The 20655-nt window shown below is 44.5% G+C and carries 18 protein-coding genes; 8 read left to right on the top strand and 10 right to left on the bottom strand.

The genetic code is table 11. From position 1 onward, the window contains the following. Together IGQ44_10780 and radC are read left to right on the top strand one after the other, a co-directional pair. Positions 1–385: ketol-acid reductoisomerase (locus IGQ44_10780; protein ID HIK38457.1), on the top strand; the 385-nt coding region annotated here is incomplete at its 5' end. 85 nt (positions 386–470) lie between these two features. Next, positions 471–1196 (top strand): DNA repair protein RadC, encoded by a 726-nt coding sequence (gene radC, locus IGQ44_10785; protein HIK38458.1) that lies wholly within the window; start codon positions 471–473, stop codon positions 1194–1196. Between the two features lie 6 nt (positions 1197–1202). Here the strand turns inward: radC and IGQ44_10790 are convergent, their stop codons facing one another. The 4 genes from IGQ44_10790 to nifJ form a co-directional block, all read right to left on the bottom strand. Further along, positions 1203–2090: a hypothetical protein gene (locus tag IGQ44_10790; protein ID HIK38459.1), complete on the bottom strand. Its 888-nt coding sequence runs from the start codon at positions 2088–2090 to the stop codon at positions 1203–1205. Between the two features lie 67 nt (positions 2091–2157). After that, entirely contained in the window at positions 2158–2673 is a 516-nt protein-coding gene (locus IGQ44_10795; GenBank protein HIK38460.1) for a hypothetical protein, read from the bottom strand. A gap of 49 nt (positions 2674–2722) precedes the next feature. Further along, on the bottom strand, positions 2723–3736 hold the full coding sequence (locus IGQ44_10800; GenBank protein HIK38461.1) for a dihydroorotate dehydrogenase-like protein: 1014 nt from the start codon (positions 3734–3736) through the stop codon (positions 2723–2725). A gap of 20 nt (positions 3737–3756) precedes the next feature. After that, positions 3757–7317, bottom strand: coding sequence for a pyruvate:ferredoxin (flavodoxin) oxidoreductase (nifJ, locus tag IGQ44_10805; GenBank protein HIK38462.1), 3561 nt, complete (start codon positions 7315–7317; stop codon positions 3757–3759). A gap of 409 nt (positions 7318–7726) precedes the next feature. Here nifJ and IGQ44_10810 point away from each other — a divergent pair, with 409 nt between their 5' ends. Further along, entirely contained in the window at positions 7727–9928 is a 2202-nt protein-coding gene (locus IGQ44_10810) for an adenylate/guanylate cyclase domain-containing protein (protein HIK38463.1), read from the top strand. Here IGQ44_10810 and IGQ44_10815 read toward each other — a convergent pair. Together IGQ44_10815 and IGQ44_10820 are read right to left on the bottom strand one after the other, a co-directional pair. Next, positions 9912–10232, bottom strand: coding sequence for a 2Fe-2S iron-sulfur cluster binding domain-containing protein (locus IGQ44_10815; protein ID HIK38464.1), 321 nt, complete (start codon positions 10230–10232; stop codon positions 9912–9914). The genes IGQ44_10810 and IGQ44_10815 overlap by 17 nt on opposite strands. 110 nt (positions 10233–10342) lie before the next feature. Next, positions 10343–11431, bottom strand: coding sequence for a peptidylprolyl isomerase (locus tag IGQ44_10820; protein ID HIK38465.1), 1089 nt, complete (start codon positions 11429–11431; stop codon positions 10343–10345). Positions 11432–11604: 173 nt separating this feature from the next. Here IGQ44_10820 and IGQ44_10825 point away from each other — a divergent pair, with 173 nt between their 5' ends. The 3 genes from IGQ44_10825 to IGQ44_10835 all read left to right on the top strand — a co-directional run bounded on the left by IGQ44_10825 (position 11605) and on the right by IGQ44_10835 (position 14963). Next, positions 11605–13221, top strand: coding sequence for a GAF domain-containing protein (locus IGQ44_10825; GenBank protein ID HIK38466.1), 1617 nt, complete (start codon positions 11605–11607; stop codon positions 13219–13221). A gap of 138 nt (positions 13222–13359) precedes the next feature. Next, positions 13360–13803 (top strand): response regulator, encoded by a 444-nt coding sequence (locus IGQ44_10830; GenBank protein HIK38467.1) that lies wholly within the window; start codon positions 13360–13362, stop codon positions 13801–13803. A gap of 35 nt (positions 13804–13838) precedes the next feature. After that, a complete protein-coding gene (locus IGQ44_10835; GenBank protein HIK38468.1) occupies positions 13839–14963 on the top strand; it encodes a hybrid sensor histidine kinase/response regulator in 1125 nt (374 codons plus the stop codon). 129 nt (positions 14964–15092) lie between these two features. Here IGQ44_10835 and IGQ44_10840 read toward each other — a convergent pair whose 3' ends face one another. After that, positions 15093–15335 (bottom strand): TIGR02450 family Trp-rich protein, encoded by a 243-nt coding sequence (locus IGQ44_10840; GenBank protein ID HIK38469.1) that lies wholly within the window; start codon positions 15333–15335, stop codon positions 15093–15095. A gap of 105 nt (positions 15336–15440) precedes the next feature. Between IGQ44_10840 and IGQ44_10845 the strand changes: the two genes are divergently transcribed. Both IGQ44_10845 and IGQ44_10850 read left to right on the top strand, forming a co-directional pair. Next, entirely contained in the window at positions 15441–16829 is a 1389-nt protein-coding gene (locus tag IGQ44_10845; GenBank protein ID HIK38470.1) for an SLBB domain-containing protein, read from the top strand. Between the two features lie 18 nt (positions 16830–16847). Next, positions 16848–19121 carry an AAA family ATPase gene (locus IGQ44_10850; GenBank protein HIK38471.1) on the top strand — a complete coding sequence of 758 codons (2274 nt, stop codon included), beginning with the start codon at positions 16848–16850 and terminating at the stop codon, positions 19119–19121. An 8-nt stretch (positions 19122–19129) separates the two neighbouring features. Here IGQ44_10850 and nusB read toward each other — a convergent pair whose 3' ends face one another. From nusB to IGQ44_10865, 3 genes are read right to left on the bottom strand one after another with little or no spacing between them, the layout of a single operon-like run. Further along, positions 19130–19771, bottom strand: coding sequence for a transcription antitermination protein NusB (gene nusB / locus IGQ44_10855; protein HIK38472.1), 642 nt, complete (start codon positions 19769–19771; stop codon positions 19130–19132). Between the two features lie 59 nt (positions 19772–19830). Then, complete coding sequence (locus IGQ44_10860; GenBank protein ID HIK38473.1) at positions 19831–20358, bottom strand: hypothetical protein; 528 nt, start codon at positions 20356–20358, stop codon at positions 19831–19833. Between the two features lie 6 nt (positions 20359–20364). Further along, positions 20365–20652, bottom strand: coding sequence for a DUF3288 family protein (locus IGQ44_10865; GenBank protein ID HIK38474.1), 288 nt, complete (start codon positions 20650–20652; stop codon positions 20365–20367). Positions 20653–20655: the final 3 nt, after the last annotated feature.

Below are 20655 nucleotides of genomic sequence, written 5' to 3' on the forward strand. Positions count from 1 at the left end.
ATGTGCCCTTATCAGGGCGGGTTTTGATACCCTAGTGGAGGCGGGATATCAACCGGAATTGGCCTACTTTGAGTGTCTCCACGAGGTAAAACTCATTGTGGACCTAATTGTAGAAGGCGGGTTAGCCAATATGCGTAATAGTATCTCAAACACGGCAGAATACGGAGACTACACAAGAGGGCCAAGGATTATAACAGAAAAGACAAGGGAAGAGATGAAAAAAATCCTGGAAGAAATCCAGTCAGGGGGGTTTGCCAGGGAATATATTCTAGAAAATCAGGCAGGCAAGCCAGTATTCACAGCTATGCGGCGAAGAGAGTCAGAGTTGCTGATTGAGAAGGTAGGAAGGGAATTAAGGGCAATGTTTAGCTGGTTGAAGAAATAAACAAGTCCTAACAATAATAATCCTCCCTGTCCCACCAGTGTAGTAAAATGACAAAAACATTTTTGGTGTGTGGATGGGGAGAACAATGGCGTACAATCTAAGAATAGCAGACTTGCCCCCCAACGAGCGGCCAAGGGAGAGGTTGTTGGAACTAGGGGCCAAAAGTCTGTCCACGGCTGAATTAATAGCCATTCTCCTAGGCACAGGTCAAGGGAAGGGGGAATTGTCTGCTGTAGGATTGGCCCAATATCTCCTCAACCAACTGGGGCAAAATAAAAGGGAGCCCCTGTCTGCATTACGGGAAATTACAGCAGTAGAACTAATGGGGATAAAGGGAATTGGGCCAGCCAAGGCAGCTACTATTCTAGCAGGGGTAGAATTAGGGAAGAGGATTTTTCAATTTCGTCCTCCCTGTAAGGCAGTGATTGATAGTCCCAGTGCCGCCGCGGCTGCCTTCAGTTATGATTTAATGTGGCAGTCTCAGGAGCGTTTTGCGGTATTGCTTTTAGACACGAAAAACGCCCTGATTGGCACTCATGTTATCACCATAGGGACAGCCACAGAGACACTGATTCATCCCAGGGAGTTATTTAGGGAGGCCATAAAACAGTCGGCTACTAGTGTCATTATCGCCCACAATCACCCTTCTGGTAATTTGGAACCATCTCTGGAAGACTTGAATCTGACGGTGAAATTGTTAGAATGTGCCTCCATAGTGGGGATTCCTATTTTAGATCACCTAATTATAGGCAATGGTGAATACCGTAGCCTCCGCCAAACCTCTAATCTTTGGGATGGCTATGATTTTTGAGTCTTTTTATACTTCAAACATGGCACGAGAAATCAAACTCCTGGCGATGGACTGAATGCCTGTATGTTCAAAGTAGTTGGTGGTAATATCGAGGAAGGCAGCGAGGTAGTCAAACTGGGCTTCGGAAAATTCGATGAAACTGTGGAGATTGGCCATAATGCTGCTTCTGGTGATAGCATTGCTGGTGACAAAGGAAATCATCCATCCCTTGACTGCTTCAAAACTTTCTGTGATGAATTGCAGTTGGTTATTGAGGTTATCGCCGGGGATGAATCTACTCATTTGGGAGAAGACTGGATTCTGGTTTAATTCCTGGGGTGACAGTTTTGCTAGGGTGGATTGGATAGTGAGGACAAAATCGGCGCCAAAGGGGATAATAGCATCAAAACACACTAGTGCCGCCATTCTGAGTAGGGATTCTTTTTCATATTGTTCCAAAGCTGCCACAAAGTCGCTGATGCTGTCGCCTGGCAAGCCGTTGATTTGACAGAAGGCCACCAATTCTGCCACTATTTTGATTACTAAATCTATCACCTGGGCTTTTTCATCATTGGGGGTTATCCTATTGAGGAAACCAAAAAGATTAATTTTCTCGCCGATTTTGTTAGCCAAAGCCGCTGCGCCCAGGGCATAATCTGCTTTATCTACAGTTTGGTATAACCAGAGGGCATTTTGATAACCTTGAGTTTTGTCGTTGAATAGCCATACTGCCCTTTCTCCTATTTTTTGAATCATTGCTTCATCGGTTTCTCCTGTCACCTTCCTAATCATTTCTTCAAAGTTGGTAATATTTTCCCATTGTCCTGGTACAATATTATCCAGGGTTTTTAGGGCCATGACGGTGATATTATTTTCGGGTAGTTCGTCTACTAGTTGATAGATAGGCTTAGTCATTTTTATCCTCCAATATAAAAGTTTTGCTTATAAAAAATAACCCCTGAATACAGGGATTAAGCAATAATTATTTGAGGTTAGACAAGCCGGCTAGGTCAAATTTTTCGAGCCACTGACGTCGTTGTTGTTTGTCAAAAGTGGGGTCAGTGGAACGGATGCTGACCTGGAAACGGTTCGCCACCAATACAGCGGAATTATTAGTACCCTTTTCTATGACTGGGAAGCCGTTAATTTGTTCAGTTGCCCCTTCAAAGTCCTTCTTTGCCTCGGGGTTGCTGATGGTGTCAAAGATAGCCAAAATAGCAACATCTTTGCCTTGAAATTTCAATTTTGCCTGGACAAAACCGTCTTTTTCCTGAGTGAAAACCCTCTCGTACTCGCCCCCACCAACAGGGAAAAATTGGTTTAAACTAGAGCCTTTCACAGCATTGGTGCTAACGGCAGTATTTTTGCTGCCGGCGGCGATGCTTTCTTGTTGTGCCTGTTCAAATCGGGAAGGGGGTTGGGTGTTACAGGCGGAGAGGGTTAACAGGAAAAAGAGGGAAAAGCATACAAGGAAACGGGATAATCTTGTTGCAAACATAATCCAAACTGGGGGAGTACATGTAAATTGTATCCCAACCCCTAAACCCCTAAACCCTCTTCTCCCAAACGGGATGGTAGGTTTGAATGGCCTTGAGGTATTGGGCCCTTTCAAAGGCACTCTCGTCAGGACAGTTCAACTGACTCATACTGCCGCGCATCTGGGCAATGGACTCGTACTCGTTTTCCTCCATCCATTGGCGCATTTGTAGTTCAATATGTTTCAGATATTCAATACCATGACGGAGGAGGGTACTGACAATCATGGCCACATTAGCTCCCACCATAACCATTTTGATGACGTCATGGCCGTGATGGATACCCCCGGTGGCGGCGAAGTCGACTTGTAAGCGACCGTAGAGGATAGCAATCCAACGGAGAGGTAAACGCATGGCTTGGGGGGTGCTTAATAACAGATGGGGCACCACCTCCAGATTGTCCAGGTCGATGTCGGGTTGATAGAAGCGATTGAATAACACCAGGGCATTGGCGCCGGCTTCGGTGAGTCTTTTTGCCATGTTAGCCATGTTGCTGAAAAAGGGACTTACCTTTACAGCTAGAGGGATTTTTATCTCCTCTCTGACGGCCTTAACAATGTCAATATAAGTTTGTTCCACCTGTGCCCCTGTTTGATTCATGTCGGTGGGCACAAAATAGATGTTCAATTCCAGGGCGTCTGCCCCGGCTTGTTCAATGGCTTTGGCATATTCTAGCCAACCTCCCAAGTCATAGCCGTTGAGGGAGGCGATGATGGGGATGTCTGTGGTTTCCTTGGCTTTGCGGATGTGATTGAGATATTCCTCCTCCCCTATGTGAAAGATAGAGTATTCGGGGAAGTAGGTTATGGCTTCGGGAAAACTCTCTGCACCATGGGTGAGGTGATGGTGTAATTCTAGTCTTTCCCTTTGTAGTTGTTCCTCAAAGAACGAGTGTAATACAACCGCGGCGGCCCCGGCGTCTTCCATGCGTTTGATGTTGTCTATGTCTTCTGTTAGAGGGGCACAGGCGCCTACCACTAATGGGGACTTCAGTTTTAAACCCAGGTATGTAGTACTTAGGTCCATATCCAGTCTCCTTGTGTTAGTTACTGGGGTTGACGAGAGGCGAGATACTGGTAGAGTTGCCAACGACGTTGAATATACTCTTGGGCTTCCTTGAGGAGTCGTTTGGCTTCTTCTGGTTTACTATGGCTAAGCATGCGGAAGCGGGTTTCGCTATACATGGACTGTTCGAGGGGCAAATGAGGACTATGCATATCGATTTGGAGGGGATTTTTGCCTTCTGCGGCGAGGGTGGGGTTATAACGATAAAGCAACCATCTGCCCGACTCTACTGCCATTTTCTGATGAGTCATCCCCTTGGCCATGTCAATACCATGGGCGATACAGTGGCAATAGGCGATGATAAGAGAAGGCCCTTCATAAGCCTCTGCCTCTAGAAAAGCCCTGATAGTGTGTTCTGGTTTTGCCCCCATAGCTACACTGGCCACGTAGACATTACCATAGGTCATAGCCATCAAGCCTAGATCTTTTTTGGGGGCGGGTTTACCACCGGCGGCGAATTTGGCTACTGCGCCAAGGGGTGTGGCTTTGGAGGCTTGTCCACCCGTGTTGGAATACACTTCTGTGTCCAACACCAGCAGATTGACATTCTTGCCACTGGCTAACACATGATCCAACCCACCGTAACCGATGTCATAGGCCCAACCATCGCCTCCCACAATCCATACACTCTTTTTGACCAGGTAGTCTGCCAGGGAGAGGAGTATCTTGACCTTCTCCGCGGTTTCCTTGTTAGGAGGCTGTATCTGTTGCAGTTTTTGTTTCAACTGGGCCACATATTCTCGTTGTTGATAGATGTCCGCCTCGTTTTTTTGGGGGTTGTTGAGGATGGCAGTGACCAGGTTGTCGCCTATTTGTCCTGCCAAGGACTGCAGCAATTCCACGGCAAACTCCGTCTGTTTGTCAATGGCCAGCCGGAATCCTAGTCCGAATTCGGCATTGTCCTCAAACAGGGAGTTACTCCAAGCTGGGCCTCTGCCTTCAGCGTTGTGACTCCAAGGGGTAGTGGGGAGGTTACCACCGTAAATGGAGGAACAACCAGTGGCATTGGCAACAATCATGCGATCGCCGAATAGCTGAGTAATAAGTTTCAGATAGGGGGTTTCGCCACAACCGGCACAGGCGCCACTGAACTCAAAAAGGGGCTCCTGCATTTGTTGGTGGCTGATTTTCCGTAGGTCTAGGCGCGTACGGTCGGGCCAGGGCAGGCGGCAGAAGAAGTCCCAGTTAACCCTTTCTTGTTCCCTCAAGGGCAGTTGGGGTTGCATGTTAATAGCCCTTAGACGGGGTTGGGACTTATTCTTGGCTGGACATACCTCCACACAGAGGGCACAGCCGGTGCAGTCTTCCGGGGCCACCTGGATGGTGTACTTTAACCCCTTCCAGTCATGCTCCCTTGCCGGGGCAGACTTAAAGGTGGGTGGGGCATTTACTAATTCTTTTTCCTCGTATACCTTCGAGCGTATTACCCCGTGGGGACATACCATAACACACTTGCCACACTGAACACATATGTCGGGCTCCCAAACGGGGATTTCCTGGGCAATATTCCGTTTTTCCCATTTAGCAGTGCCAGTGGGATAGGTGCCATCACAGGGAAGGGCAGAAACAGGAATACTGTCTCCCTCCCTGGCCATCATCTTGGCCAACACCTCCTTGACAAAGGGAGGGGCAGAGGTGTCCACTGGGGGCCGCATTTTCTTAGTGCTGGTGAGCTGACCAGGTACATTGACTTGGTATAGGTGTTCCAGGGTGGAATCTACGGCCTTCAAGTTCATCTCTACGATTTCCCTACCTTTCTTGCCGTAGGTTTTCTCGATGGACTTCTTGATCTGAGCTATGGCTTCCTCCCTGGGCAGGACTCCTGACAGGGCAAAAAAGCACACTTGCATTACGGTGTTAATGCGCCCACCCATGCCGGCTTCCCTAGCTACCTGATAGGCGTTAATGACGTAAAATTTTAGTTGTTTTTCCAGGATGGTCTGTTGTACCTCCACCGGCAGTTCATCCCATACCAATTCTGGGGGATAGGGGCTGTTGAGAAGGAATGTAGCACCTGGCAGAGCGGCAGATAGTACAGGGTATTTTTCTAAAAACTCCCACTGGTGACAGGCGACAAAGTTGGCCTTACTGATAAGATAGCTGGAGCGGATGGGATTTGGGCCAAAACGGAGGTGGGAAACGGTGACTGAGCCGGATTTCTTGGAGTCGTAGACAAAGTAACCCTGAGCGTAGTTGTCTGTCTCCTCGCCAATGATTTTGATAGAATTTTTATTGGCTCCTACTGTACCATCTGAGCCTAAACCATAGAATATAGCCCTAATGACATTATCTGGCTCGGTGGAGAAGTTGGGATCATAAGAGAGGCTAGTGTGGCTTAGGTCGTCATAGATGCCAATGGTGAAGTGGTTTTTCGCCTGTTTCCCCAAAGCCAGATTGTCAAAAACCCCCTTGACCATGGCAGGGGTAAAATCTTTGGAGGAGAGGCCATAGCGTCCACCTACTATGGTGGGCATTTCTCCCCGGTGGTGTTCCATGTGGGCGGTTACTACGTCCAGGTAGAGGGGTTCACCGGCAGACCCTGGCTCTTTAGTACGGTCTAATACAGCTATAGCTTTTACAGTTTTGGGGATGGCTGCCAGGAAGCGTTGGGCATCAAAGGGACGATATAGCCGTACTTTCAACACCCCCACCTTTTCCCCGTGACGGTTTAGGTAATCCACAGTTTCGTGTACTACCTCGCAGCCCGAGCCCATGAGGACGATTATCCTTTCCGCCTCGGGGTGTCCGTGGTATTCGTAGAGATAGTATTGCCTACCGGTGATAGTAGCAAAGCGATCCATCATCTCTTGGACAATTCCCGGACATCTTTGATAGAAGGGATTGACAGTCTCCCTAGCTTGGAAGTAGACATCCGGGTTTTGGGCAGTACCTCTGATTACAGGACGATCTGGTGTTAGAGCCCTTTGTCTATGGGCTATTATGTCCTCATAGTCGACTAACTGCCGTAATTGGTCGTCTTCCAACAGTTCTACCTTAGCGATTTCATGGGAGGTACGGAAGCCGTCAAAGAAGTGTAAGAAGGGGATGCGGGATTTGAGGGAAGCGGCGGTAGCTATAGCGGCAAAATCCTGTGCCTCTTGTACACTAGCCGAGGCGAAGAGGGCAAAACCAGTGGCCCTTGCTGCCATTACATCGCTGTGATCGCCAAAAATGGACAGGGCCTGGGCTGCCAACGACCGTGCTGCAATATGAATTACAGTGGGTGTCAACTCGCCGGCAATCTTGTAGTAGTTGGGTATCATCAACAGTAGTCCCTGGGAGGCGGTAAAAGTGGTGGTCAGTGCTCCTGTTTGTAGCGCACCGTGCACTGTGCCAGCGGCGCCCCCTTCACTTTGCATTTCTATCACAGATGGGACTGTACCCCACAAGTTTGGCACTCCCTCAGAGGCCCAGGTGTCTGCCCATTCCCCCATGGGTGAGGCGGGAGTGATGGGGTAGATGGCTATTACCTCGTTTAACTTGTAGGCCACTCTAGCCACCGCTTCATTCCCATCTATGGTTGCATATCTCCTACCCATAATTCTCCTTTTGTTGTCTCTACTACCAGTTTTTTGTTTTTCTATTCCTCCTACTTTTATGGTGATGCCTATTCTCCTTGCCATTCCTTTTTGTAATCTTTTTTTAACATTTTTTTACTCTTCATAAAATTTTCATCTTTTCCTCAAAAAAAAGCTCGGAGACTAGCAAATTGAGCCCGTAATGTCCAGAGTTTTTAATCTTTTTTTACAGAGGTAAAAGGGACTTTTGTCCTAGGGAAAACAGTAACACAAGCCTGGTGGGAGAAGAGTTAATAACTGGAATGATTAGGCAAAATTGTTAGGAAAAATTGTTAGCAGTGGGGGGTAGGGGAAAAACTTGCTAATTGCCAATTAGTAGTGAGGAGAATTCTACTGTTATGATCTGAAAAGAGAAACAGTGGGAGGGGCAACAGTGGAGGGAATTAGAAGATTAAAATCATTTTTTTGGTATTGGCGGGGGGTGTTTATTGCTACACCGCTAGTGTCGGCAGTGGTAATTCTGTGTCGTTATGTGGGGTTGTTTCAACCATTGGAATTGTTTGCCTACGATCTATTGTTAAAATGGCGTCCACCGGAAACAAGGGACGAAAGAATAGTAATAGTGGGTATTGGAGAGGAAGATGTAGACAGAATAGGTACAGCGCTAATATCTGACAAAATATACGCTGAACTGCTCAAAAAATTGCTAAAAAGACAACCAGTAGCCATCGGTTTGGATATTTATCGAGATGTGCCCATCCCACCAGGTACTACGGAATTAAATCAGGTTTTTGCGGAAAATGACAATATCATCGGCATCGAAAAAATGATTGGCGACACCAGACAATATCGGGTAAAACCACCCCCCATCCTCAAGGCAAAAAACCAGGTTGGCTTCAATGATATGGTGTTAGATCCAGACAACAAAGTCAGAAGGGCATTAATAGCTTTACCTGATAGAAAAGCCTTTAGTTTGGGCATGTATTTGGCCCTATTGTATCTGGAAAAACAAGGGGTCACCCTCACCGTCACCCCCAAAAACCACTACTGGCAACTAGGCAATGCCGTCTTTAAACCCCTGGAAAGCAATGATGGCGGTTACAGTGGTGCAGACAGTGGCGGCTATCAGATAATGCTTAACTGGAGGGGAGATGTGCGTCACTTTGAAACCGTTAGTTTATTTGATGTGTTGGACAACCGACTGCCTCCCGACTGGGGGAAAGACAAAATCATCCTCATTGGCTTTGTGGGAGAAAGTTTCCAGGATGTGTTACTAACCCCTTATACTAACAGTCCAGACAAAAGAATGCCGGGAGTAGAAGTACATGCTAATATTATAAGTCAGGTGATTAGTACTGCCTTAGATGGTCGTCCTCTAATAAAAAGCTGGACAGAAACTCGGGAAAACCTCTGGATTGTATTTTGGACATCCATTGGCAGTATCATCACCTGGAGTCAAAGAAAAAGTAGCAAATTCCAACGGGGGATAATCATCTTTCTGGGGGTGGAAGTCGTCTTAGTAGCCATTGTCTACCAGGCATTCCTCCTCAGTTGGTGGCTTCCCCTTATTCCCCCCCTAGCCGGTTTGATTCTCACTGCCAGCGGGATTACTCTCTATACTGCCAGGAATGCCGCTAAGATTCGTTCCACCTTCGGGCGTTACCTGAGTAATGAAATTGTAAATACACTATTGGAGACTCCCGGGGGTGTTAAACTGGGTGGCGAGAGACGCACTATTACCATCCTTACCTCCGACTTGCGTGGTTTTACGGCCATCAGTGAACAAGTGCCCCCAGAAGAGGTGGTGAAAATACTGAATTTTTACCTGGGACACATGGCCAATGTTATAACCTCATACAATGGTACTATAGACGAATTCATGGGGGATGGTATCCTAGTGTTATTCGGCGCGCCTGTAAGCAGGAAAGACGATGCGGATAGGGCAGTAGCTTGTGCCATCGCCATGCAACTGGCTATGGACGATGTAAACAAACAGGTTACAGCCTGGGGTTATCCCCCCCTGAAAATGGGCATTGGTATCAACACAGGGGAGGTAGTAGTGGGTAATATTGGTTCGGAAAAAAGGACAAAATATGGAGTAGTAGGCAGTGAGGTGAATCTTACCTATAGAATCGAATCCTATACTAGGGGAGGGGAAATCCTCATCAGCGAGAAAACCCTAAACAGTCTCAAATCAAAGGTGTCTATAGCGGAAACCAGACAGGTATCTCCCAAGGGGGTAAAACAACCAATTACCATCTACAATATTACTGGAATCGAGGGCAAGTACAATCTCCAACTGCCGAAAATAGAAGAGAAAACCATCCCCCTTAGCCGTACCATCGCCGTCACCTACTCCTTGTTGAATGAGAAAGACGTTGCCACCCAAACCTATAAGGGGGAAATCCTACAACTCATTGTAAGAGACATCGAAAGGGGGGCTATTGTTAAGGCTGACTTTCTCCCCCATCCCCTAGATAATCTCAAATTTACCCTCTGCCACTACCAACGAGAGGATATTTACGGGAAGGTGACTGCCGTGGCGGAAGGAGAAAACACCTTTAAGGTTTACTTTACCTACCTTTCCACCACAGTAGAAAAAATCCTCTACAACCCCGTCACCGAGGCATGCTAAACTGACGCTCATATACCTCGTCTTCCTTGCCAGCCTCCACCTCTAAGTCACTGCGGGGATAAGCCACACACAACAACACATACCCCTCTGCCTGTAACTCGGGGGATAAACCCATGCCATCACTCTGATCTACCTCTCCCCTGATAATTTTAGCAGCACAGGTGGTACAAACCCCGGCACCACAAGAAAAGGGCAAGTCAATATTGTTTCTTTGAGCTACATCCAGAATCTTCTCGTTTTCCGCTACCTGGAAACTGTAAGTTTGTCCCTGATGGGTTACCTTTACTGTATAGGTTTTAGTCATTTTGTGGTAGACTGTATCTCTTTATCGTCACAGAGTTAGATTATAGTCCTAGTTGTTACCTTTGGGGAGGCTGGGGTGGTAATTTTCCCCCCAACCTGGATTATACAAAACTACACAGCAGGTTCAACCAAATTCTCTTCCCCTTCTATAACCCGGGCGGAAATAATCTTGTCTTCAGGAGTAATCTCTTCTAACACCTCCGCGCCTTCCACTACATACCCAAAAACGGCAAAACGCCCATCCATCAGGTTATACCCTGGTGGTGTTAACTCATTGTCAAACTTGAAGAAGAAAAATTGGGACGAACCTCCGTTAGGATCAGTACTGGGACGTGCCAAAGCTACTGCCCCATAGGCGCTAAAGGGCAATACCGGTTGTGCCAGAGGTTTGCCCACATCCTCCGTGGTAAACCCATAAAGAGGCTCAGATTCCCCTTTCAACAGTATTTCTAATGGTATCGCTCTGTATTTACCTGTTTTCGGGTCAATGAATCCCTCCTCTGGCCCTTCTGGGTCACCTGTTTGTACTACAAAGCGATCTTCAACCCTAATAAAGGGAAGGCCATCATAGAATTTCCGTTTTACCAAGTCCACAAAATTACCGGCAGTTACAGGGGCACTATAGCCATCCACCACTACAATCATATCCCCTTTAGTGGTTTTGATTTCCACCTTTGCACGCCCCAAAAGTTGTGGCAGATGAGAGTATTCCTCGGGCACCTTGAAAGGGAAGCCCTTTACCATGCTTTCTTCTAATTCAGTGATGTTGTCCAGGATATTGTCTCGTAGTTGCAAAATCTCCTCCTTGTCTTCTGCCGCCACCGCCTCCTCTAATTTACCCACCTTTTCGGTGATGGCTGCCAGTAATTCTTCCCCCCTAGCTCTTTTTTCCTCAGGCACACTGGCTAAAATCTCATCTTTCCGGTTTTTCAGCAAAAATGAGGCATTTTTCACCTTCTTTGCCACCAAAGACCAACGTTTTCGTCTTGCCTCCTTCTCCACCTGTTCTATATCCCTCTGAATCTCTCTGATAACCTTGTTATCTATGGGGAGGGCGTAACGTAGTATAGCCTCAGGATCAGTAATAGCATCTCCCTGTGCCAATGCCGCTTTAGCCGACTTTGTGGTTACAGGGTTAAGGAGAAATAGGACTACAATTAAAATGCATTTTATTATTAGGCTCCACCAATTGTTTTTCATAATATCAGTTTTCATCATAAAATTTCCCCTTTTCATTATTTCATAAAACCACAAATCTATAGTCACGCCCTTAGGGTTTTCTCCTATGGCACTGGTAACCGCAGAATTTGCGGGTACACCGAGGGTCTTTTGAGCTTATTCCACTGTTATCATGTTTCTCATATATATGCCCGATGAGTGAAATTTTGCCCATGTTGCTTTCCTTTGGAGATTGGGATTATTTTCTGCTACGAATAACTGCAAATCTCATTACAACCGTCAGTTATTGTCTTATCAGCACCGTATTAATTTGGCTTGTTTGTCGTGGTGACTATCTCTTTCCTCGTGCCCCTCTCCAATTGTTACTACTACTAGTTATTCTCTCCTATTTTACCTATCTAACCAGTATTATTAATACTTCCTCTCCTCCCAACCTTTTATTCCTTTTAATATTTATCTTCACCCCTATTTTTGCTACCCTCGCCCTCATGAAAACACTCCATTCAATCGCCCTTTTACAAGGTTTATCTTCCACAGCTACCCTTCCACAAGCTGGGGCCGAAGACACCCCATCCAAGCTAATATCAAAAAGCCCCCTGGAAATTCAAACTCTTAACCAAAGACTTCAACGCCAAATAGAATTAGAAAAGATGGCTACCCAAATCTCTAGAATGTTTATCAAAGTCTCCCCTGAAGACATAGAACAAAAAATTAACTACTCTCTCCAATCTTTGGCTAATTTCCTTCAAGCAGATAGGGCAGCTTTAATCCTTTTTGAGGAGGGTAATTTTCTGCCCCGTGCTCAGTTTCTCTACGGATATGAAGACAAGAGTTTTGCCAATTTAAAACTAAATATGGCTGCCTTTTTGAACGATAATGTGTTAGAACAGACTCGAGACGTCGGCGTGTTGAACGGTGTAACAGAGGTGGAAATAGATGACTTAAAAGTCACAGCTATACCCCTGGTAACTGAAAAGACGTGGGGATGCTTGATGTTAGAATCGGAGAATAAAAAGAGACTGTGGCGAGAGGAGGAGAAGAATTTTTTGGTTTTGATAGCGGACATTCTTGCCAAAGGGATAGATAGTTTCCGCTGCCGGGAAAAGCTAAAAAAATGTAATTTGGAACTGCAAAATTCTAATCAAGAATTAGAGCAATTTGTCTACATAGCTTCTCATGATTTACAAGAACCTCTAAGGGTAGTTAGCAGTTTCTGTGAGATTTTGGCTGAAGAATATGGAGATAAATTTGATGAGGAGGGTAGACAATATCTAGGTTTTGTTATTAAAAGTTCCCAGAGAATGAAAGAGCTAATAAAAGATTTATTAGCCCTGTCCAGAATTCACACAAGGGCAAGGGAATTTACCCCGGTAGATTGTAATGAAGTGTTGCAGGAAGCACTGGAGAATTTGAAGATAGCAATTGCGGAGAAAAATGCACAGGTAAAGGCCGAAAAACTGCCTACGGTAATGGCGGATAGGTTTCAGCTAATTCAACTGTGGCAAAACCTGGTTAGCAACGCCATCAAATTCAACAGAAGCCCAATACCTATTGTAGAAATTACTGCAGAATCCCTAGAGGGAGAATGGCGTTTTTGTGTTGCAGATAATGGTATAGGTATTGCCCCGGAATTTCGTGAAAGAATATTTATAATTTTTCAGAGACTCCACAGCGATATGGAGTTTGAAGGAACAGGCATTGGCTTGGCAATATGTCGCAAAATAGTCACCCGTCACGGCGGCAAAATTTGGGTAGAATCTGAAGAAGGAAAGGGCGCTAAATTTTACTTTACCCTTCCGAAACATAGGTAAATTTTCCTTAGATGCATAACTTTAAAAGTCTAGGCAACTGACGTCCCCCGTTGTCGTCCAATCTTACGGGCCCATTTAGACAACATTTTAAATACAAAGTTTTAATAAAATTGTTTGTTTTGAATGGATGAAAGCGATATGAAACTGACAAAAACTCCACAAGTTTTACTGGTAGAAGACTCCCTAGCAGACATCACCCTGATAAAAAGAATTCTCCGCCAAAGACAAATCCCAAACGAATTACATGTGGTAAACGACGGAGTAGAAGCAATGGCTTTCTTGAGAAAAGAAGGCAAGTACCAAAATGCACCCATTCCCCACATTATTTTGTTGGATTTAAACCTCCCAAAAAAAAATGGAAAAGAAGTATTAAAAGAGATAAAATCTGATCCCGGGCTCAGACTCATACCAGTAATAATACTTACCACCTCTGACAATGACCAGGATATTAGAGACTGTTATAAAGAGTATGCTAATGCCTATCTATGTAAACCCAACAGTTTAGAAGGCCTATCGGAATGTATGGCTGCCATTGAAAACTTCTGGTTCAGATTCGTGGAGTACACTATAGAATGTAGTTAGGCCGACACGGGTGATGGGAATATTTATTGGTTTCTATGTTATCGCCAATCCCTCATTTAAATATTTTGCTGGTGGAGGATAACCTCCCCGATGCTATACTAATTGCCAAACACTTGAGTAAAATTGAAAAGCCACGGCTATCCCTCTGTCATGTTTCTACCTGTAGAGAGGCTGTACGATGCCTTGAGGAGGAAAAATTTGATGTGATTTTGTTGGACTTATCCTTGCCAGATAGTTTCCAATTAGATACCGTAAAAAAGATAAGTGCAGAGGCGGAAAACACGGCAATTATTATTCTAACAGGTTTGGATGACGAAAAAGTGGCTCTCGACTCCCTTAGGGAAGGCGCCCAGGATTATTTGGTGAAAAATGAGATTAATTCCACCGTATTAAAAAAGGCAATTTGCTATGCCATAGAGAGAAAAAAACAGGTGCGACACCTCAAACACTTGGTAGACATACTACTTGATTCTAACAGAAAACTAGAAGACTATGCCAGACAAGTATCCCATGATTTAAAACAACCATTACAAACCATTTTAGGGAGTGGAAAACTAATTGGCTATCTGGAAGAAAATGCCGGCGAAAAAACAAGACAACTCCTGAATATGCTGGTAAACTCCGCAGAAAAAATGAGTGATATGATTGAAGCTTTGTTGTCGGCGTGCCGAGTGGGAGGAGAAGATGAAAAAGAGTGGCTAGACTGCGAGAGGATAATAAAAGAGGTACTAGAATTACTGGGAGAGCAAATCAGAGCTAAAGGTGCGAAAATAACAATTAATTTCCCAGCTAAATTCAGACCAGTGATGGTATACTATAACCGAGTACAGTTGGAGAGAGTCTGGCAAAACCTCATCAGTAACGCCATAAAATACGTACCAGAAGACAGAAAACCAGAAGTGGCAATAGCAGCGGAAAAACACCAAAACCAATGGCTATTTATGATTAGTGATAATGGCATTGGGATTAAGGAAACAGACTATGAGAAAGTATTTTTGGCCAACCAAAGACTGTCGGAGGGGGAGAAAATGGCAAAAGGTAGTGGCATGGGTTTAGCTATTTGCAAACAAATAATAGAAGACAATGGGGGGAGAATTTGGGTACAATCCTCCATATATCAGGGAAGCACATTTTTCTTTACCATCCCAACTCGCAGCTGACATTATTAAGCTCGTTGTGGCACATCATGACAACTATCCATCTACAATGAATGGCAGATTTGACCTTTTTGTGGCTTTAAATCATTGTGTATTGTGTTGAAACGGCGGGGTTGAGTTGAGGAGGGAAAGTTAGGATTCTTTCAATTGGTTAAGGGGTATCCAACCGGGCAGCCACAAGTTACGATCCTTTAATTGTTGGGCATTAATCCAGAAACGCACAGTCTCATCACAGGACGACATCATCTCCGCAAAAACCCACCCAGCCTCATCCCTACGGTTGACAACCTGAAAGTGTCGCCACCCCCAGGTAGTCTGAGTGGAAGTCCATTTTGAGCCTATTAGATGAGGAAACTTCTGCTTTTTTTTTACCATAAACTCGTCCAACAGGCAACCCCCCCAATTATACAAGATAACAGTCCAAGGAGTATAATCACAAAAAACAGTTTTGCAGCCCTGAAAAAGGAAAAAGGAGGATGAATGAGAATTCTACGGCCTTGCCTAACCCTAGGACTAGGGTTAATAATACAAACTAGTATAGCAGCACAGACTCCCCCTAGCCCCATCAGCCATCAACGGGTTTTAAAACCACTTTCCCCTTCTTCCCTCTCTTCTAATCCCCAACCCCCAATCCTTAACCCCCCAGCCTACACCCTCGATGGCGGCGACGTCATTCAGGTTAACGTTTTTGCCCTCCCTCAGAGTGTTGCAACGGTTTTCAATGATGGTACAATTACTCTCCCCCTTATTGGCGTGGTGAATGTCAGGGGCAAAACCATCCCAGAAGTCAATAACCTTTTGACAAAACTTTACAGTAAATATTTAAAAAGGCCAGCAGTGGACGTAATACTATTAAAGACGAGGCCAATACAGGTGGCGGTAGTGGGGGAGGTGAATAAACCGGGAAACTACAGTTTATCCTCTCAGGAAAAGCAGGCAAGGGTGAGTGATTTGTTGGTGTTGGCTGGGGGGTTGACAGTTTCTGCAGACATCAGACAAATTCAGTTGAAAAGGAAAGAAAACAGCAGGGAGGAAGTCTACTTCTTAGACTTTTGGCAACTGTTGCAACGGGGAGACTTATCCCAAGATGTAAGATTACAAGACGGGGATGTAGTGATTGTACCCAAAAAGGAGAACATGGAGTTAGGGGAATACCGTCAGTTAGCAGATGCCACCTTTGGCATTAAATACAATACTCCCCCCAGTATTACCATCATAGGCGAGGTAAATAGTCCTGGTGTCTATACCCTCCCCGTTGACAAAGGAATTCCTCGTCTCACCACTGCCATCCAACTTGGTGGTGGTGTCAAGGAATTGGCAGACATTCGGAACATTGTAGTAACAAGAACTACTAGGGATGGACAGACTCATACTATCGCGGTAAATCTCTGGGACATGTTACAGTCAGGAGATATAAACAAAGACATACCATTGCGAGATGGTGATACCATATTTATACCCCCCGCCAAGGAGATTGAGCCAGCAGAGGCGGAAAAAATAGCGATGGCTAATTTCTCTCCTGGCAAGATTACTGTCAATGTGGTGGGGAATGTGCGTCAACCAGGTATTATCACCTTAAAGCCTAATACTAGTCTTAATAATGCCATTTTAGCGGCTGGGGGCTTTGACCAGGCGGGTGTTAATCCTGTTGTGGAGTTAATTAGAGTTAATCCCAATGGTACAGTTACCAAAAGGGAAATTAAGATAGACTTACAGGCGGCAGTGAATGAACAGACAAACCCCATTCTAAAGAATAATGATATTGTAGTGGTTAGTGGCACTGCCCCTGTTAACAGAGGCTCAAATAATATTCTAGGGGTTCTTGGCACTATTTTCCCATTTTTAGGTATTTTCAATCTCTTCCGTTAGTTCAGTTTTGTCTTTGCTATGTCCAAAAAATTGCCTCCTTTTCCTGGTAAATATCCCCATAATTATTCCGACTCCCCTTTTGAGGATATCCCAGATTATTTACCCCGAAATCTTCAGCCAAATTCTTCTAGGAATTTAGAGATTGCCGAAAATTTTGAATCCGAAGAATCCTCCGACGAATTGTCCTTTATTTGGCAACTATTTAAAAGACGCTGGCTAATAATTTTATTTACCACCCTAGGGATGACAGTTGGTGCCCATTGGCTATCCATGGCACAAACCCCTATTTATGAGGGGAAATTTCTCCTTTTAATTGAAAAAGAAGAGAAGACACTACCTCCGCCACAAACCACAAATGCCGATGGGCTCCAAATCAATCCTACCCGGACCATTGTTGATTATAGCACCGAAATTCAGATTTTGGGTAGTCCCACTGTTTTGGCGCCTATTTTAAAGGAAATTGCCACTCGCTATCCAGATATCTACAGGGATATAGACATTCAAAATCTAGATAAACTTAACATAAGACAGATAGTAAATACTAAGATAATCGAGGTATCATTCCGCCACCAGGATAAGGAAAAAATCAATTTTGTCCTCAACACGATAGCCAAACACTACCTTAAAAATGGATTGAATCCCGGCGGGAGGGGCGAGGGGGTAAAATTTATCAATCAACAAATATCTGCCTTCCAAAACAGGGTGGCGAAAATAGAGTCAAAAATAGAGAATTTAAGAAGGAAATACCAATTCATTGATCCCCAAATTCAGGCCAAAGAATTAACTCAACAATTAATTGCCGCCGAGAAGGAATATCTAACCACTGACATTCAATTAAAACAGGCGCAGGTCGCCTATGAAAACCTCCAAAAACAACTAAATATGACACCGAAAGAGGCCATTGCTGTAAACGACTTGACAGAATCACCTCGTTATCAAGCCCTACTACAACAGTTACAACAAGTAGAATTAGAAATAGCCAACAAATCCGCCATTTTTACCGACGAAAGTCCACAAATATTGACCCTAAAAGAGCAAAAGGAGAATATACTCAAATTATTGGAGGAGGAGAAAGCAAAATATCCAGTTAAAACAGAACAAAATAATAGCAATGTAGGGTATAGTCAGATAAGGGCAAAATTAACCCAGGACCTGTTGAAAGTAGAGAATGATATAAAGATACTAAAAAGCCGCAAAGAAGGATTGACGAAACTATTAGAAGGTATAAGGAAAAGAATAAACCAGTTGCCGTCTGTAGCAAGAGAATATACAGAATTGCAGAGAGAATTGAATTATACCACAGATAGTCTGAAGAGATTCATGGAAGCCAAGGAGAAACTAGAAATCCAAGAGTCACAGAGAGGGAAAGATGCCCAATTACAGTTGATTTCCCCGCCACAGGTGAGTGACAAACCCGTTTCCGCCTTGCCCTTCTTGCCGATTCCCCCATGGTTATTGGGTTTATTGGGAGGCTTAACAGTGGGGATAACAATAGCCGCAATCATTGACAAATTGGATGGAACTGTCTACAATGTCCCCCAACTAAAAACCATCACTAGAATACCAATTCTGGGTGCAATTCCCCTAGACAAGAGTATAAGTTGGACAAGGAGAAATAGACCAATATTTACCAGTAATTTTCCGGGGAAAACCATAACAGAAACAGGAGAAATTATTATCCCCTCCTCCCTTCGTGATGCCTGTCAACATCTACTTGCCAATCTGAGCCTCCTCCTTCCAGATTATGAATGTAATCTTATAGTAGTAACATCACCCCAGCCGGAAGAGGGAAAATCCACAGTGAGTTTGAATTTGGCAAAAACGGCGGCGAAAATGGGAAAAAGGGTAATATTAGTAGATGCCAACTTGAGGTTGCCGCGACTCCATCAGCTGGCGGGTGTAGAAAATGAGATGGGATTGAGAAACATCCTCGCTGGTGAGACGAAATGGGAAGAGGTTATAATACCGATGGGCAAAAATCTCTCCCTGATAACAGCAGGAGGGGAAACCAATGGGGTAAACCAGCAAGATGGTTTCTTTCCCTTCCTTTCCACTTCCCTTTCCAGATGGGTGGGAGAGGTTAAGGCTTGTGGCAAATTCGATTTAGTGATTTACGACACCCCCGCCTTCCTCAACTTTTTTGAGACGAAAATCATCGCCTCCCACTGTGACGGCATCTTACTAGTAATGAGGATGGGGAAAAGCCAATACAATCACCTGACGCAGGTGTGCGAACAATTACGTCTTGCCAATGCTAGACTGCTGGGTATAGTGGCCAATGGTGTTAATTAACATGTTAATCAAGACAACACCCCCACCGCCGTTTTCAGTCTATCGCTGATTCTCCTTAAAACCCCATTAATAAAACGATAACCGTCTTCCCCCGAATACTGTTTAGCGATTTCCACCGCTTCGTCTATAGCTACTTGGTGCTCCAAATGTAGATAAGCCATTTCTGCCGTGGCGACTCGGAGGATGTCAGCATCAATTTGGGTTAATCTATTAAGGGACCAACCTTCCATCACTTCATCAATAAGTTGATTAATTTCCCGTTTATGGGCCTGCACACAGTTTATAATTTCAACAGCATATTCTCTTACCTCCTGCTGATTGCATAGTTGTACAAATTCTGGAATTTCTAACACATCTCCGAGACGATTAATAGCCTTTTGTGTCATGGAGATAGCATCTTCCAGCATGGCACGGGCGGTGGCTATATTAGCGGCACGAGTTTCACTTTTCAGTAAATGCTCATAACTGCGATTTAATTCTTCTGAGGCATTTTCCAGGGTTTGTTCAACTTCTGCCGTTAGGGTTCTAGTGGCGGCTAAAATTAAATCATGGATGTCTAGTTCCTTCTTTTCTGATTTACTCCTAATTTGACTTAGACTTAGCAATGCCAAAATTCTTGCACTGCGGCGGGGTTGTTGACGATGTGCCATGGTTTTAGTAGGAATCAAAAAACTTCCCGAGCCGTATTACTATTGTCCAACTTTTAGGGCTAATTGTCAACCTCAATTGAGTTTTCTTTATGTTCAAATAGTTGTAGCAGCTTGAATAAATTTACCTTGGTTTCTGCTGTGGTTTCCCCAAGCAATCCTGCTATTTCTTGCGCCACTTTCATCTGATTATGGACCACTTGATTCACCTGTTTAATGACTTCTTCTTGCATCTTGGCGATTTCTTTTTTTCGTCTGACTTCTTCTGTTAAATCGATGAGAATACACAAGATCAAATCTTGTTCAGGAATGGGGTAGATAAATTCTCGGACAAAGATTTCCGCTTTAGGGTATTCCCTAATTTCATTTTCAATCACTGTTTGTTTTTCCCAGGCAGTTTTCAAGGGGGCAATATCTCCCAAAATATTAACAGCTTCTTCCCCTCTAATATGACAGCTGGGAAGTTTAAAAAGGGAACAAAAGGCGGGATTGACCAACTGAATTATGAACTGAGAATTGACAGCAAGAAGGGCGTTAGGATGGTATTCCCAAGCCAGTTGGTAAAGATAACAGAGATTAGTTATAGACATAGTAGTTCAAATCCAATCTTCTCTATCTTGTTCTGCATTTATTTTATTACAATAAATAGACTGAGGCTGATGCAATTTGCGGGCGGTGGCGAATAATTCTTCTTCAGTCATGCCCCATTGTTGTAAAATAAAATCCAAATCCCTTTGAATATCCCTTGCACCGGGGAAACCCTGATAACGAATTTTTAGTCTAGCCACCTCTGCTATGTTGTAATCAGTTTTGCCCTCCGCCTTGATCATATCAATAATCTTACGATCTTCCGGGGCCAAAGGGTGTTTTTGCTCCAGAGTCATGGT

It is taken from the genome of Geminocystis sp. M7585_C2015_104, assembly GCA_015295805.1.
Classification (GTDB): Bacteria; Cyanobacteriota; Cyanobacteriia; order Cyanobacteriales; family Cyanobacteriaceae; genus DVEF01.

Excerpts from the sequence above, each read along its gene's own strand:
- radC (HIK38458.1), top strand. The coding sequence starts at position 471 with ATGGCGTACAATCTAAGAATAGCAGACTTGCCCCCCAACGAGCGGCCA.
- IGQ44_10790 (HIK38459.1), bottom strand. The coding sequence starts at position 2,090 with ATGACTAAGCCTATCTATCAACTAGTAGACGAACTACCCGAAAATAAT.
- IGQ44_10795 (HIK38460.1), bottom strand. The coding sequence starts at position 2,673 with ATGTTTGCAACAAGATTATCCCGTTTCCTTGTATGCTTTTCCCTCTTT.
- IGQ44_10800 (HIK38461.1), bottom strand. The coding sequence starts at position 3,736 with ATGGACCTAAGTACTACATACCTGGGTTTAAAACTGAAGTCCCCATTA.
- IGQ44_10815 (HIK38464.1), bottom strand. The coding sequence starts at position 10,232 with ATGACTAAAACCTATACAGTAAAGGTAACCCATCAGGGACAAACTTAC.
- IGQ44_10820 (HIK38465.1), bottom strand. The coding sequence starts at position 11,431 with ATGAAAAACAATTGGTGGAGCCTAATAATAAAATGCATTTTAATTGTA.
- IGQ44_10825 (HIK38466.1), top strand. The coding sequence starts at position 11,605 with ATGAGTGAAATTTTGCCCATGTTGCTTTCCTTTGGAGATTGGGATTAT.
- IGQ44_10830 (HIK38467.1), top strand. The coding sequence starts at position 13,360 with ATGAAACTGACAAAAACTCCACAAGTTTTACTGGTAGAAGACTCCCTA.
- IGQ44_10835 (HIK38468.1), top strand. The coding sequence starts at position 13,839 with ATGTTATCGCCAATCCCTCATTTAAATATTTTGCTGGTGGAGGATAAC.
- IGQ44_10840 (HIK38469.1), bottom strand. The coding sequence starts at position 15,335 with ATGGTAAAAAAAAAGCAGAAGTTTCCTCATCTAATAGGCTCAAAATGG.
- IGQ44_10845 (HIK38470.1), top strand. The coding sequence starts at position 15,441 with ATGAGAATTCTACGGCCTTGCCTAACCCTAGGACTAGGGTTAATAATA.
- IGQ44_10850 (HIK38471.1), top strand. The coding sequence starts at position 16,848 with ATGTCCAAAAAATTGCCTCCTTTTCCTGGTAAATATCCCCATAATTAT.
- nusB (HIK38472.1), bottom strand. The coding sequence starts at position 19,771 with ATGGCACATCGTCAACAACCCCGCCGCAGTGCAAGAATTTTGGCATTG.
- IGQ44_10860 (HIK38473.1), bottom strand. The coding sequence starts at position 20,358 with ATGTCTATAACTAATCTCTGTTATCTTTACCAACTGGCTTGGGAATAC.
- IGQ44_10865 (HIK38474.1), bottom strand. The coding sequence starts at position 20,652 with ATGACTCTGGAGCAAAAACACCCTTTGGCCCCGGAAGATCGTAAGATT.